Origin of the sequence: Streptomyces sp. NPDC047017 (assembly GCF_040644175.1) — a bacterium.
Taxonomy (GTDB): Bacteria; Actinomycetota; Actinomycetes; order Streptomycetales; family Streptomycetaceae; genus Streptomyces.
The window spans coordinates 147,720-162,126 of the sequence record NZ_JBEYVW010000010.1; the positions used below are offsets into that span (position 1 = coordinate 147,720).

Consider the following 14,407-nt stretch of genomic DNA (forward strand, 5'->3'; position numbering starts at 1 on the left):
GCTCCCCGGTGACCTTGAGGAGACCGCCCGGTGAAGGGTCAGCCGGCCGGCGGCACCGCCACGAACGCCTCCTTGGGGGTGGTCGTCGGGACGAAGCGCGGCGCGGTCTTCGGCGCGGGGACCAGATCCTTGTGGATGGCCTTGGCCACGTTCTGGATGGTGGCGACGCCGTAGTCCATGGTGGCGTTGTCCTGGGTGAGGACCGCGATCGTGTAGTCGTGGCCGGCGCCGTTGAACGTGCCGACGCTGTGCACCCGCCAGCCGTGGGTGGCCCGCTCCAGCCAGCCGTTCTTGACGTGCACGGCGACCCCGGCCGGCGCGCCCGCGGGGGTGCCCCAGCGCTGGTCGGTGATGACGTCGCCCATCAGCTGGAGGATGTAGGCGCGGGAGTTGTCGCTCAGCACCGTGTTCTTCGCCGTGACCAGGGCGAGCAGCTTCTGCTCGTCGCGCACGGTGATCTGGGTCAGGCCCCAGTAGCCGTCGGCGCCCGGCTGGGTCTGGGTCATGCCGGCGGCGGTCAGGAAGCCCTGGACCTTGCCCACGCCGAGCTGCTTCCACAGGGCCGTGGTCGCGTCGTTGTCGGACTGCTGGATCATGGCCTTGGTGAGGGTGATCTCGCGGTCGGTGAGGTAGCGCTCCGTCTTCTTCGCGTCCCACAGCAGGGTGGCGAGGACGGTGACCTTGACGACGCTGGCGGAGTCGTAGGCGGTCGAGTCACCGAGCGTGCAGGTCGTGTCGGTGGTGCGGTCGCGCACTCCGAGCGAGACGCTGCCGGTGCGGCCGGCCAGGGCGGCGGTGATGTCCTTCTGCAACGCGGCGGCCAGACCCGCCTGCGCCGAGGTGCAGCTGACGGCGGCCGGCGCGGCCGCGGCGGGACTCGCGGCCGCCACACAGGGGACGAGCATTCCGGCTCCGGCACCAGCCGCCGCGAGCATCCGGGCACGTCGGGATATCCGAGAAGTCATACCCCGTTGACGCGCGGTCGCGGGTCAACGGTTGTACGAAATAATGAAGATTGACAAGCTGTCACGCGGCCTTCTCAGGAAGTTCACAGGTGGGCCGCTAGCGGACGGGCGGGTTCAGTCCGGTGCGGGCAGGGGCCACGCTCCTGCGCAGGGTCAGGGCCGGTGGAACGGGATGGTCGGCCGGTACGGGGCCGACAGCGGCGGGAGCTTGCCGGACGTCGGGAGCGGCACCCGCGCGGCCCGGGCGTTCCCGTCCTGGCCGACCTCGGCGGCGGCCGCCGCCCGGTCCTCGGCAACCCCGACGGGAACCCACCGGTGCCCGTCCCACTCCTGGAGACCGCGCGAACCGCCCGGGTCGACGTGCCCGCCGCGCTGCGGCCGATCGAGCGGGGTGGCCCGCCGCTCCCCGGGGGCCGGCCGGCGTTCCTCCCGGTGCTGCGCCCACTTGTCCAGAGGCTCGTCATCCATGAGGTACTCCGTCCGTCGGCTTCTTCCAGTGTGCCGCGTGAGCCGCTCGCCCGGAACTGGTGCTGCTCAGAGTGTGGTTGACCAGCCGCCACGTGAGAGGGTCGTCTCTCCGTCGGGGGTGATGGTGACCTGGGCGCCGTACACGGGCAGTTCGCCGTGCTCCAGCCACCGCCAGCGGATCGCGTCGAGCAGGTCGTACAGGCGGCGCGGGCCGCCCTGGTGCACGGTCGTGGTCCGCTCGCCCCGCGCGGTGCAGGCCCGGGCCCAGGAGCCGTCCGCGTGGAGCATCCACGTCATGCGGCTGCCGTCGTCCCTGGTTCCGGTGCGGTGCTCGATGCCGGGGGCGGTCAGGGTGAGCATCGACCACACCTCCCACGCCTGCATGACGTCGAGCACGGGAAACGGGGAGACGGTGATCTGGCCGTCGTCGGTGGCGGCCGTGCTGAACAGCGCATTCAGGGCGGTCGGGTAGTCGGGGCCGACGCGGGTGGCCATGAACGATCCCCGGTCCCACTCGATCCGCCCGGCCGCGCCGCCGTCGCTGGTCTTGTCGGCAGTCAGGATCAGGCCGGTACCGGCGATGGTCGTCACGAGCCGGCCGCCGGTGTCGAGCGCCGTCAGCCAGTGGGCGGGGATACGGGGCACGGAGACCATGGACACGATCCGGTCGTAGGTACCGGGCAGGCCCTCAAGAGCGTCGCCGGTGATGACGATCGGCCGGTGGCCGGCCTGGTCGAGGCGGTCGGCCGCGGCCTGGGTGAGGTAGGGGTCGACGTCCATCGTCGTCACCAGATCGTCGCCGAGGCGGTGGCAGGCGAGGGCGGCGCTGTACCCGGAGCCGGTGGCCAGGTCCAGCAGCCGCATGCCCGTGGCGAGCCGACCATGCCGAAGCATGGTGACGACCAGGCTCGGCAGCGTCGACGACGACGTGGGATGACCGGTCACGGCCTGCCCCTCGGTGACCTGATCGGCGTGCGCCGGGCCGATGCGGGTCACCAGGGTGCGGTCCGCGTAGGCGGCGGCCGCCCAGGCCCGGTCGTCGGCCGGGCCGTCGACCGCTGTCCACCCTCGCTCGCCGGGCGCGAACCAGCGCGGGACCAGTTGGTGGCGTGGTGTCTCCGTGAGCGGCTCCCGCCATGGGGAGCCTGGGTGCGTGACCCGGGCAGCCAGTGCGACGGCGCACGGCTTCCAGTCGATCATGCGCAGGTGCCTCCTTGCAGTTCGTCAGCGATCGCCTCAGCGATCGGCAGGCCGGTCGCGCCCTGGATCCAATCCCACTGCCCGCACGGGTTAACCTCCAGGAATGTCCACATTCCGTCGGGGCTCACGATGAAGTCCGCTGCTCCGTAGCGGAGTCGCAACTGTCCCATCAGACGGCGCATGCCCGACTCGACGTCCTCGGGCACGGTCGTCACGGTGTAGGACAGGGACCCGTAGTCGCTGCGCCAGTCGATGTGCGCGGCGTCGCTGCCGGCGTGGATCGCCGCGGCGTACATGCGCGTACCGATGACGGTCAGCCGCACCTCGTACGCCTTGTCGACCCACGCCTGGAACAGGTGCGCGGTGGTGTCGATCCCCCGCAGGTCTTCCAGGTCTTCGGGGGCCAGGCGCTGGGTGTAGACGGATGTGAAGCGGCCGTCCTCGATGAGCACGGGCGAGGCCACCGGTTTGCACACGATCGGACCACCGACCTGGGCGGCGAAGACCCGCACCGCCTCCGGCCGGTTCGTCACGAGCGTGGCCGGGATGCGCAGGGCGCAGGCGCGGGCAGCGGCGAGCTGTACGGGCTTGTACTCGGCGCGCGCCATCGAGGTGGGGTGGTTCACCCACCGGCACGACTCCAGTGCGGACAGGACACCGCCGAGGCCGGCCCGGGCCTGAGCGGCGGCGAATCTCTCCTCCGGGCCGGACATGCCCTCGGGGAACTGGAACGCCCCGGGGGCGCGGTAGTAGACCGCGCCGACCCGGGACAGGTCCACCGTCCGGTGCTCGGTGGAGAGATCGCCCGTCCATGCGTGGCTCTGGTCGATCCGTCCGGCCAGAGCGAGCTGCTGCGGGAAAGCGGCGGTGTCCATGCGGAACACCTCGGCCCCGCGGTGCTCCAGCTCCACGACGACCCGGTCCGTGGGCCAGTCGCCGTCGGCCGCAACGATCAGGACGGGCGCGGCCATCAGTCCTTCGGCCCCTCGTCCAGCGGCGGCGGGTTCGTCATCGAGCCGTCCGGCACGGTCGGCGAGTGGGTGTTGGCCATACAGGTGAGCAGGCCGCCGCCGTCCGACAGGTTCACCTGGCGGCCGTGGTCGTACCCATGTGCCGGGATACGGACGGCGCCGGTCGAGTCGGGCACGCGGGCGAACCTCAGCACCCACGGCCGAGTCTCGGCGCTCGACGGCACCTCCGCGCTGAACGGGGTACGTCCGCCGGGCGGAGTGAGAGGGAACCCCTCACTTTCCAGGGCTGTCGTCACAGGTCGTCTCCGATCGGGCGGGTGGCTGGGTGGTACGCGTCGGCCGTGCCGGGGGGTAGGGGAATCGCGCGGCCGTGTCCTTCGCCACCGGGACGTACACGTAAAGGCGATGAGGGCGGCGTGGCGGTGGGGGCGATCGATGACGTCCGCTCGTTCCGGCCGGGGCGGTGCAGGTGTGGAGCACGACGCTCACGCGGGAGCGGGAAGGGAAGCCTCCGGCCGCGTCCGCGAGCGCGCGGCGCCGGGCGGTGCCGCCGGGTGTCCTCGTCATGCCTGTAACGATCCCGCTACCTACCGTGCGGGTACAGAAACGAGGCGGACGACTTCAGGAATCCGCCGGGCTCCAAGTCGTACGTCACGCACGGCTGTTGACGGGGCAACAACCGAAAGTCGTCCGCTGCATACCAGTCACGACGTCACAATGCCGTCCTTGCCGTCGCCGGCAGGAACCCCTGCCCGCCCGGAGACACCCCGATCAGCTCCGACACCCGACGCAGCTGCGCCGTCGACGCCCGCCCGACCTTCGCCACGATCACCCCGGGCAACGTCTGGTGCCGGGCCCAGTCCGGCGACGCGCGCAGGGTCTCCTCCAGGGTGTCCAGCGACGCCTCGAACTGCCGGGCGTCGGCCTGCGCCAGCGCTTTGTCCATCGCGTACCGGTTCCGCGCGGCCTCGGTCAGATCCGAGACGTCGTGGATGGAGTTGATGAGGTCGAGGGCCTTCCCGGTCTCTCCCAGGGCCACCTTGATGCCGACGGCCTGCGTCGTGGCACTCACCGGACCGAACAACGTGCCGTGCGCCCTCACCTCCCGGCCCATTCGCGCGCCGGTGGCGTGCGACTGCGACAGGAAGTCCGCCGCCCGCTCCTTGTCCCCCATCCGGGAGGCCACCACCGCCGCGAAGTTGACGTGACTGCCGTACGCCGTCAGCTCCTCGGGCGTCGCCCGGCTGAACTGCGGCTCGATGTCCGACGCCGCCTTCTCCGCCAGTTCCAGCGCCTCCGGAAGACGGGCGTCACGCAGGTACACCCACGCCCGGCCCGAACCGACCAGAGCCACCCGCATGGCGTCCGCGGCCCGCTCGGCGGTGGTCTGCGCGTGCCCGATCGCCGCGTACGCCAGGTCGCGGGCCCCCATGAGGTTCGCGACGTACCCGGCGAGCCGGTAGGCATCCGACAGGACACCCAGCGCCTCCGCCTGCTCCCCGGCAGCCTGCTCGTGCAGCCGCGCCGCGGCGGCGGTGAGGAACGGCGCGATGACGGCGCCGGCCTCGATGTACCGGCCGCGCCAGTACAGGCTCCAGCAGCGGTCGGTGGTCGCCCGCAGCTCCTCCAGGGGCGCCGCCTCGGCGTCCGCCGGAAGAAGCCCGGCAGCGGTGTCGTGCACGGCCCGCGACAGGTCGCGGACCATCATGCGGTCACCCTGCTCCATCGCCCGGCGCGGCGCCTGCTGGCCGAGGATGACCGACGTGTCGACGCTCAGCGCGTCGGCGACGGCAAGTAAGGTCGGCAGCGACAACGCCTTGTCCTGCTCCGCCTTCTGAATGGTGACGACGGACAGGCCCGTCATCTCCGCAAGGTCGGCCTGCCGGATCTCCCGGCCGCGCAGGATCTTGATCCGCTCACCTGTGCTGTAGTCGCTCCACTGAGGCATATTGACTCCCTGTCCTGACTCGACATCAGAACCGTACTCACGGCCCGCGCAGCCGGTACAGGGAAAGCCCCACCGCTCCTTCTTCGAGCGGTGGGGCTTCATCGTGCGCTCAGAGGGACTTGGCAGAATGATGATCTACTGGCACGTCGAGCGGAAGTCGATGCGCGTCCGCACCCGGCTCGACTCCGGTACGGCTTCCGATGCCGCCTCGATGGTCAAGCGAGTCGGCACCCGGTCACGCCTCGAAGTCGTACTCCAGGACGTACGCCGACGAGTCCAGCACCATCTCGTTGACCTCGACGACGGCTCCTTCGGCGTCGTAGGCGGTGCGGGCGACGAGGACCACCGGGACACCCGCCGGTAGTGCGAGGCGCTCGGCCTCGTCCCGGCTGGGCATGCGCGAACGGATCTCCTCACGGAAGCGGACCGGCGCGTGCCCCAGTTCCGCGAGCCGGGCGTACGTGCCGCCCGGGCCGGTGTCGGGGCGCGTGACCGGTGTGCCGGCGACGAGCGTGGCAGGCAGGTACGAGGTGGAGAGCAGCACGGGCTTGCCGTCGAGCACGAAGCGGCGCCGGCGGACGCAGACCGGTGCGTCCTCGGCCAGTTCCAGGACCGCCGCCACCGCGCCGGGCGCGGCCTCCTCTTCCGTCACCTCGACCGAGTCGACGGTCAGGTCCCGTTCGCCGATGTCGGCCGCCCAGACGGAGCGCCCCTGACCCCACTGGCCGCGCGCGAGACGTTCGATGCCGCGCCGCCGGACGGGCCGGAAGTCCCGGACGAAGACCCCGGCGCCCTTGCGCGCCTCGGCGATGCCCTCCGCCTGGAGCACACCCAGCGCCTGCCGCGCCGTCATCCGGGCCACGCCGTGCTCGGCCATCAGGTCGTTCTCGCCCGGCAGCCGGTCACCCGGCCCGTACCGACCGGCCTCGACGGCCGCCCGCAACTCGGCGGCGATGCGCTGGTACTTGGGCTGCCGCCCTGTCTCCCGGCTGCTCATCCCGACCTCTCCTCGCGCTCGCGGTCCGTTGGGGGCGCTGCCCGCGGCGGCACTGCGTCGGCAAGGCGATCTGGGCCGAGCTGTGCCTGTGGTCCTCGTCTCAGGACGAGTGCGTCGGCGCGAACATGCGCAGGACCGCCGGGAGGACGACCACCGAAGGGCCCGGGGTGGACAAGGACTTCGCCAGGTCCGCCTCCAGGGTCTCCGGGGTCGTGCGCACGCCGGGGACGCCGAAGGACTCGGCCAGGGCGACGTAGTCGGGGCGGGTGAGTTCGGTCGCGGTGGGGCGGCCGAAGGCGTCGGTCATGTACTCGCGGAGGATGCCGTAGCCGCCGTCGTCGACGATCAGCCAGGTGACGTCCAGGTCGTGCTGGCGGGCGGTGGCCAGTTCCGCGATCGAGTAGAGGGCGCCGCCGTCGCCGGAGACGGCGAGGACCGGGCGGGTGGGGTCGGCCACCGCCGCGCCGAGCGCCGCCGGGAAGCCGTAGCCGAGGCCGCCGGCGCCCTGGGCCGAGTGCATGGCATTGGGCGCCTTGGCGTCGAAGGCCGACCAGGCCCAGTACGCCAGGATCGTCATGTCCCAGAAGGACGGGGAGGCGGCGGGCAGCGCGCGGCGGACCGCGGCCAGGACGTCCTGTTCGAGGGTGAGGTCCTGGGCGGCGATGCGGTCACGGACCTTGGCCAGGGTCTCCCGTACGCGGTCGGCGGCGGTCGGGTCGGCGCGCTCCCCGACCGTTTCCAGCAGGGCCTGGAGGGCCAGGCGGGCGTCCGCGTGGATGCCGAGGGCGGGGTGGTTGGACTCCAGCTTGCCGGCGTCCGCCTCGATCTGGATCACCCGGCCGCGCGGGGCGAACGTGTGGTAGTTCGAGGAGAGTTCGCCGAGGCCCGAGCCGACGACGAGCAGGACGTCGGCGTCCTCCAGGAAGTCGGTGGTGTGCCGGTCCTCCAGCCAGGACTGGAGGGACAGCGGGTGGTGCCAGGGGAAGGCGCCCTTGCCGCCGAAGGTGGTGACCACGGGAGCCTGGAGGCGTTCGGCCAGCGCCCGCAGCTTCTTGGAGGCGTCCGCGCGGACCACTCCGCCGCCCGCGATGATCGCCGGGCGGGCCGCACGGGAGAGCAGGTCGGCGGCGACGGCGGTCAGTTCGGGGCGCGGGGCCAGGTCCTCGGGGGTCGCGTCCATCGCGGTGACCACCGGCAGGCGCGTCTCGGCCAGCAGGACGTCCTGCGGGATCTCCACCCACACGGGGCCGTGCGGGGCGGTGAGCGCGGACTGCCAGGCGGCGGCGATCGCGGAGGGGATCTGCGACTGGGTGCGGGCGGTGTGGACGGACTTGACCACGCCCCGGAACGAGGCCGCCTGGTCGGGCAGTTCGTGCAGGTAGCCGTGGCGTCCGCCGCCGAGTCCGGCGGCCGGGACCTGGCTGCCGATCGCCAGCACGGGCGCGGAGGCCGCCGCCGCCTCCTGGAGCGCGGCCAGCGAGGTGAGCGCGCCGGGGCCGGTGGACAGCAGCAGCGGCGCCGCCTCGCCGGTGATCCGGCCGTAGGCGTCGGCGGCGAAGCCCGCGTTGTTCTCCACCCGCAGGCCGATGTACCGCAGGTCCGAGCGGCGCAGGGCGTCGAACATGCCGAGGGCGTGCTGCCCGGGCAGGCCGAAGACGGTGGTCGCGCCGAGTCCGGCCAGGGTCTCCACGACCAGGTCTCCGCCGTTGCGGCCGGGGGGAGGATCGAGGGCGGCCTCCGTCTGCGCGGGCGTCGGGCGGAGTACCAGATCGTGGTCGTGGGTCACTTGGCTGCCTTCTCCCGGGCGATCTGGCGGGACATGATCGTGGTGAGTTCGTACGCCGTGTGGGAGGCGGCCACCGAGGTGATCTCGGCGTGGTCGTAGGCCGGGGCGACCTCGACGACGTCGGCGGAGACGAGGTTGCAGGAGGCCAGGCCGCGCAGGATCTCCAGGAGTTCGCGGGAGGTCATGCCGCCGGCCTCGGGGGTGCCGGTGCCCGGGGCGTGGGCGGGGTCGAGGCAGTCGATGTCGATGGAGATGTACAGCGGGCGGTCGCCGATGCGCTGGCGCAGCTGGTCGGCGATCTCGTCGGCGCCGCGCCGGTAGACGTCCGCGGAGGTGACGATGCCGAAGCCCATCTTCTCGTCGTCGGTGAGGTCCTGCTTGCCGTAGAGCGGGCCGCGGGTGCCGACGTGGGAGAGGGCGGAGGTGTCGAGGATGCCCTCCTCCACCGCGCGGCGGAAGGGGGTGCCGTGGGTGTACTCGGCGCCGAAGTAGGTGTCCCAGGTGTCGAGGTGGGCGTCGAAGTGGAGCAGGGCGACCGGGCCGTGCTTCTTGGCGACCGAGCGCAGCAGCGGCAGCGCGATGGTGTGGTCGCCGCCCAGGGTCATCAGGCGGGCGCCGGTGCCGAGCAGGTCGTCGGCGGCGGCCTCGATGGTCTCCACGGCCTCGTTGATGTGGAAGGGGTTCACGGCGATGTCGCCGCCGTCGGCGACCTGGGCCAGCGCGAAGGGGGAGGCGTCCTGCGCCGGGTTGTAGGGGCGCAGCAGCCGGGACGCCTCGCGGATGGCGTTGCCGCCGAAGCGGGCGCCGGGCCGGTAGGAGACGCCCGAGTCGAACGGGACGCCCACCACGGCGACGTCGGCGGTGCCGACCTCGTCCAGGCGGGGCAGCCGGGCGAAGGTCGCCGGGCCGGCGTACCGCGGGACGCGGGAGGAGTCGACGGGGCCGCGGGGCGTCTCGTTGCTGCTCATGAGGGAATGCCTTCTTTCCTGCGCTTCGTCGCGCATGTACTGCTTTCCTGACGACTCTACTGGTGAGCCGGGACCTGTTCGGACGCGAGTTCGGGACTGTGTCCGGCGAGGCGGGCGCGCCAGACGGTGAGGACGGCCTCGTCGGTGGGCCGGGTCGCCAGGGAGACGGCGACGTAGGCGACCAGGGAGGACAGCAGGCCGTAGTAGACGGGCTGGTTGGCGAGGACGCCGTAGCCGGCCATCAGGCCGATGACGGCGAGGCCGCCGACGACGACGGAGGCGAGGGCGCCCTGCGCGGTGCCGCGCTTCCACAGCAGACCGCCGAGGATGGGCACGAGCAGTCCGCCGACCAGCAGGTTGTAGGCGACGGTCAGCGCCTCGACGACATCATTGAGGGCGATCGCGGTGCCGATCACGCCGACGCCCATGATCAGGATGAAGAGGCGGTTGCCCTTGACCTCGTCGTGCGCGGTGTCGGACGCGGCGCCGTCGGCGGAGCGCTCGGCGGCGCCGCGCAGCCGGGACCAGATGTCGTTGTTGGCGACGGTGGCGCAGGCGATCAGCGCGCCGGAGGAGGTCGACATCACGGCGGCCAGGGCGGCGGCGAGGACGAGTCCGCGCACCCCGACCGGCAGTTCGTCCTTGACGATGGTGGCGAAGGCGTCGTCGGCGCTGCCCAGGTGCGGGTAGAGCACCTTGGCCGCGGTGCCGATGACGGCGCCGGCGAGGGCGTAGACCAGGCAGTAGGTGCCGGCGACGGTGCCGCCGAGGCGGGCGACCCTGTCGCTGCGGGCGGTGAACACGCGCTGCCAGATGTCCTGGCCGATGAGCATGCCGAAGGTGTAGATCAGCACGTAGGTGAAGATCGTCTCGCCGCCGATGCCGAGCGGGTCGAAGTAGGAGGTCGGCAGCTTGGCCTCCATGCCGCTGAAGCCGCCCGCCTTGACGATGGCGATGGGCAGCAGCAGGAGCAGCACGCCGATGGTCTTGACGACGAACTGCACCATGTCGGTCAGGGTGATGGACCACATGCCGCCGAGCGTGGAGTACGCGACGACGATGGCGCCGCCGATCACGATGGCGAGGGTGCGGGGCAGGTCGAACAGGACGTCGAAGATCGTCGCGTAGGCGATGGTGGAGGTGACGGCGAGCATGAGGGTGTAGGACCACATGACGATGCCGGAGATGACGCCCGCCCGGCCGCCGTAGCGCAGGTCCAGCATCTCGGAGACGGTGTACACCTTCAGCCGGGCGATGCGCGCGGAGAAGAAGACCGACAGGGCGAGGATGCCCAGGCCGATGGTGAAGACCATCCAGGCGCCGGACAGCCCGTACTGGTAGCCGAGGCCCACGCCGCCGATGGTGGACGCGCCGCCGAGGACGATCGCCGCCATGGTGCCGGAGTACATCGCGGGCCCCAGGCGGCGGCCCGCCACCAGGAACTCGCTCTTGGACTTGGCGCGGCGCATGCCCCACCAGCCCATGGCGAGCATGCCGGCCAGGTAGACGACGATCACTGTGTAGTCGACGGCCATGGGGGGCCTCCTTCGCGTACTTTCCGGTGGCGGGTCGTGCAGGGGCGGGCGGGGACGCCGGCAGCGGCACGCGGGGACATCCGCCCGTACCCGCGGGGTGCCGGTCCGGATCGACATTAGGTGGCCGGAAAGCGACTGCGAAGTGTACGTTTCCTCCATCCCCACGGCGCTGGATGGAGGGAACGCACACCATGCCGGACACTTCCGCCCCAGCGGTCCCCCCGACCCCACCCGTCCCGCTGGCCGCGCTGCTGGCCCGCGAGGACCTCGCGCTGCGGCAGCTCGCGGGACCGGCCGGCCCGGACGTGGTGATCCACTGGGCGCACACCTCGGAGATGGCCGACCCCTACCCGTACCTGCTCGGCGGCGAGCTGCTGCTGACCGCGGGCGTGCACATCGCGGGCCCGGCCGGGCGCGAGCGGTCCTTCGACGGGTACGTCGCCCGGATCGTCGCGGCGGGCGGCGCGGCCCTGGGCTTCGGGGTGGCGCCCGTGCACGACACGGTCCCGCCCGCCCTGGGCGCCGCCTGCGAGGCCCACGGCCTGCCGCTGCTCGAAGTCCCGCCGCAGACCACGTTCTCCGGTGTCGCCCGGGCCGTGTGGCAGCTGATGGCGCAGGCCCGGCTGGCCGAGCTGCGCCGGGTCACCGAGGCGCAGCAGAGCCTGGCCGCCGCCGCCTCCCGCCCGGACCCGGTGCCCTCGGTGCTGCGCCGGCTGGGGCAGCGGCTGGACGGCCGGGCGGTGCTGTTCGGGCCGGACGGCACCCCGGTGGCGCGGGCGGGGCGGGAGCCGGCGCAGGAGGTGCGCACGGCGCTGGCCGCGCTGGCGGCGCGGGTCCGCCCGGGCGGCACCGGCGGGCCCGGCGGCGCTGGCGGCCCCGGCGGCCCTGGTAGTCCCGGCGGCACCGGCATCGCCGGCAGTCCCGGCAGCCCCGGTGGCTCCGGCGGCTCCGGCGGCTCCGGCGGCTCCGGCGGCTCCGGCGGCGCGCAGCCCGGCCCGCCGGCGCCCAGTTCGGCCACCGACACCGTCGCCGGCCGCCATCTCGCCGCGTACGCGCTGGGCGCCGGGCAGGGTTTCGTGCTCGGCGTCGCCACCGCCCGCCGCGAGCCCGGGGACCACACGATCGCCTCCGTGGCCGCCGTGCTGCTCTCCCTGCTCACCGGCGAGCAGCACGGCTGCACCGGCGCGGCCCGCTCCGCCGCGCTGGTGCGGATGCTGCTGGGGGCGCCGGCCGAGGAGGTGGCGCCGCTGCTCGGCGCGGACCGGTGGGTCGTGGTGCACGCGCGGCCGGACGGGCAGCCGGCGGACGCCGTGGCCGCCTCGGCGCTGGGCGCGGCCCTGGGGTCGGCGCTGGTGGACCCGGCCGGGGACATCGTGCGGGTACTGGTGCCGGCCGACCGGGTGCCGGCGGCGCAGCCCGGCTGGACGCTGGGCGTCAGCGCGGCGGCCGGGCCGGGCGAGTGGCCGGTGGCCGACACCCAGGCGGCCCGCGCGCTGGCCCGGGCCCGGGCCACCCGTGGCGCGCTGGTCCGGCACGGCACCGGGGCGCACCTGGGCGCCCTGGTCGCGCCCGAGGACGCCGAGGCGCACGCCCGCGCGCTCCTCGCCCCGCTCGCCGCCACCCCCGCGCTCACCGAGACCCTGCGGGCCTGGCTCTCGCTGCACGGCAGCTGGGACCGTACGGCGGTGGCGCTGGCCGTGCACCGCAACACCGTGCGGCAGCGGATCGCCCGCTGCGCGGCCCTGCTGGAGGCGGACCTGGACGATCCCGACGTGCGGATGGAGCTGTGGTTCGCGCTCCGGCACCGCTGAGTGACCCGCGTGCCCGGCACCGCTGAGTGACCCGCGTCCCAGCACGCGGTATCCGGGGGAAGCGCACAGCGTGCTGCCCCACAATGGGAGCCATGCCGATATCCGGGACACCCAGCCGCGCCGAACTCGTCGACCATCTCGTGAGGACCCGTATCGCCGGGGACGTCGCCACGCCCCGCGAGAACAACCTCTCGCACTACCGCAAGCTGGCCAACGGCGACCGGAACTTCTGGCTCGGACTGGAACTGGGCGACCGCTGGAGCGACGAGCAGGACGTGCTCGCGGTGATGGCCGAGCGGGTCGGCGTCAACGACGACCCGGAGTACCGCCAGGGCCAGGACACCATCGATCCCGAGCTGACCGTCGACGGCCTGGAGCGGCTGGCCGGCCGGCTGCGCAAGGCGGCCGACGGCGGCCAGCGGGTGCTGTTCGCCACCGGGCACCCGGGCGGCCTGCTGGACGTGCACCGGGCCACGGCGGCGGCGCTGCGCGGCGCCGGCTGCGAGATCGTCGTGATCCCGGAGGGACTGCGGACGGACGAGGGGTACGTCATGCAGTTCGCGGACGTGGCGGTGCTGGAGCACGGGGCGACGCTGTGGCACACGCACTCCGGGGAGCCGATGCGGGCCATCCTCACCGGCCTGGAACGGGCCGGCCGGCCGCTGCCGGACCTCGTGGTCGCCGACCACGGCTGGGCCGGATACGCCGGTCAGCACGGCGTGGACTCCATGGGCTACGCCGACTGCAACGACCCGGCCCTGTTCCTGGCCGAGGCCGAGGGGACCGTCCAGGTGGCGGTCCCGCTCGACGACCACGTGACCAGCCCCCGCCACTACGACCCGATGACGGCGTACCTGCTGGACCGGGCGGGGCTCGCTGCTCAGTGATCCCGGGGGACCCGGACCACGCCCTCCTGGATCACCGAGATCGCCAGCCGTCCGTCCTGGGTGTGGATGCGGGCCTGCCCGAGGCCGCGCCCGCCGTGCGCGGAGGGCGACTCCTGGTCGTACAGCAGCCACTCGTCGGCGCGGAAGGGCCGGTGGAACCACATGGCGTGGTCCAGGGAGGCCCCGACGACGTCCCCGACGGCCCAGCCGCCGCGCCCGTGGGCGAGCAGCACCGAGTCGAGCAGGGTCATGTCGGAGACGTAGGTGGCGAGGACGACGTGCAGCAGCGGATCGTCGTCGAGCTTGCCGTTGGTGCGGAACCACACCTGGGAGTGCGGCGCGCGCGGCTCGCCGAACCTGCCGTACGGCGGCTCGTCCACATAGCGCAGGTCGACGGCCTCGCGCGCTTCGAGGAAGCGGGCGACGACCTCGGGCGCCAGGTGGCCGTAGGAGCGCAGCCGGGCGGCTGAGGTGGGCAGGGTCTCCGGGTCCGGGGCGGCCGGCATCGGGGCCTGGTGGTCGAGTCCCTCCTCGTACGTCTGGAAGGACGCGGAGAGGTGGAAGATCGGCTGCCCGTGCTGGACGGCGACGACACGGCGGGTGGTGAAGGAGCGGCCGTCGCGGATGCGGTCCACGCTGTAGACGATGGGCGCGCCGGGGTCGCCTGGGCGCAGGAAATAGGCGTGCAGCGAGTGCGCGTGCCGGTCCTCGGGGACCGTGCGGCCGGCCGCGACCAGCGCCTGGGCGGCGACCTGCCCGCCGAAGACCCGGGGGACGACGGCGGAGCGGGAGTGGCCGCGGAAGATGTCCTGCTCGATCCGCTCCAGGTCGAGCAGATCGAGCAGGGACTCCAGTGCCTGGCTCACGGGTG

Annotated in this window: 13 protein-coding genes; 2 read left to right on the forward strand and 11 right to left on the reverse strand. The window is 73.1% G+C overall.

The window, feature by feature from the left end; all coding sequences use genetic code 11:
- Window positions 1-38: 38 nt before the first annotated feature.
- The 10 genes from ABZ858_RS18815 to ABZ858_RS18860 form a co-directional block, all read right to left on the reverse strand.
- On the reverse strand, window positions 39-905 hold the full coding sequence (locus tag ABZ858_RS18815) for a serine hydrolase (protein WP_361379202.1): 867 nt from the start codon (window positions 903-905) through the stop codon (window positions 39-41).
- A 213-nt stretch (window positions 906-1,118) separates the two neighbouring features.
- On the reverse strand, window positions 1,119-1,433 hold the full coding sequence (locus ABZ858_RS18820) for a DUF6087 family protein (RefSeq protein WP_361379205.1): 315 nt from the start codon (window positions 1,431-1,433) through the stop codon (window positions 1,119-1,121).
- Window positions 1,434-1,499: 66 nt separating this feature from the next.
- Window positions 1,500-2,633, reverse strand: a complete 1,134-nt coding sequence (locus ABZ858_RS18825) for a protein-L-isoaspartate(D-aspartate) O-methyltransferase (RefSeq protein ID WP_361379208.1) — start codon at window positions 2,631-2,633, stop codon at window positions 1,500-1,502.
- A complete protein-coding gene (tgmB, locus tag ABZ858_RS18830) occupies window positions 2,630-3,604 on the reverse strand; it encodes an ATP-grasp ribosomal peptide maturase (protein ID WP_361379211.1) in 975 nt (324 codons plus the stop codon). The genes ABZ858_RS18825 and tgmB overlap by 4 nt, the downstream gene beginning before the upstream one ends.
- Window positions 3,604-3,900, reverse strand: coding sequence for a putative ATP-grasp-modified RiPP (tgmA, locus tag ABZ858_RS18835; RefSeq protein ID WP_361379214.1), 297 nt, complete (start codon window positions 3,898-3,900; stop codon window positions 3,604-3,606). Before tgmA ends, tgmB begins: the two co-directional genes overlap by 1 nt.
- A 416-nt stretch (window positions 3,901-4,316) precedes the next feature.
- Window positions 4,317-5,552 carry a helix-turn-helix transcriptional regulator gene (locus ABZ858_RS18840; RefSeq protein ID WP_361379217.1) on the reverse strand — a complete coding sequence of 412 codons (1,236 nt, stop codon included), beginning with the start codon at window positions 5,550-5,552 and terminating at the stop codon, window positions 4,317-4,319.
- 235 nt (window positions 5,553-5,787) lie between these two features.
- Window positions 5,788-6,549, reverse strand: a complete 762-nt coding sequence (locus ABZ858_RS18845; RefSeq protein ID WP_361379220.1) for a GntR family transcriptional regulator — start codon at window positions 6,547-6,549, stop codon at window positions 5,788-5,790.
- Window positions 6,550-6,649: 100 nt separating this feature from the next.
- Window positions 6,650-8,335, reverse strand: coding sequence for a thiamine pyrophosphate-binding protein (locus ABZ858_RS18850; protein ID WP_361379223.1), 1,686 nt, complete (start codon window positions 8,333-8,335; stop codon window positions 6,650-6,652).
- Window positions 8,332-9,303 (reverse strand): agmatinase, encoded by a 972-nt coding sequence (speB, locus tag ABZ858_RS18855; RefSeq protein WP_361379226.1) that lies wholly within the window; start codon window positions 9,301-9,303, stop codon window positions 8,332-8,334. Before speB ends, ABZ858_RS18850 begins: the two co-directional genes overlap by 4 nt.
- Window positions 9,304-9,359: 56 nt before the next feature.
- Window positions 9,360-10,838: a sodium:solute symporter gene (locus ABZ858_RS18860; RefSeq protein ID WP_361379229.1), complete on the reverse strand. Its 1,479-nt coding sequence runs from the start codon at window positions 10,836-10,838 to the stop codon at window positions 9,360-9,362.
- A gap of 191 nt (window positions 10,839-11,029) precedes the next feature.
- Between ABZ858_RS18860 and ABZ858_RS18865 the strand changes: the two genes are divergently transcribed.
- Together ABZ858_RS18865 and ABZ858_RS18870 are read left to right on the forward strand one after the other, a co-directional pair.
- Window positions 11,030-12,649 (forward strand): PucR family transcriptional regulator ligand-binding domain-containing protein, encoded by a 1,620-nt coding sequence (locus ABZ858_RS18865; RefSeq protein WP_361379232.1) that lies wholly within the window; start codon window positions 11,030-11,032, stop codon window positions 12,647-12,649.
- Between the two features lie 92 nt (window positions 12,650-12,741).
- Window positions 12,742-13,536, forward strand: coding sequence for a phosphatase (locus tag ABZ858_RS18870; protein WP_361379235.1), 795 nt, complete (start codon window positions 12,742-12,744; stop codon window positions 13,534-13,536).
- On the opposite strand, the gene tesB is transcribed toward ABZ858_RS18870, so the two are convergent.
- A complete protein-coding gene (gene tesB, locus ABZ858_RS18875) occupies window positions 13,530-14,402 on the reverse strand; it encodes an acyl-CoA thioesterase II (RefSeq protein WP_361379238.1) in 873 nt (290 codons plus the stop codon). The genes ABZ858_RS18870 and tesB overlap by 7 nt on opposite strands.
- Between the last annotated feature and the right edge of the window lie 5 nt (window positions 14,403-14,407).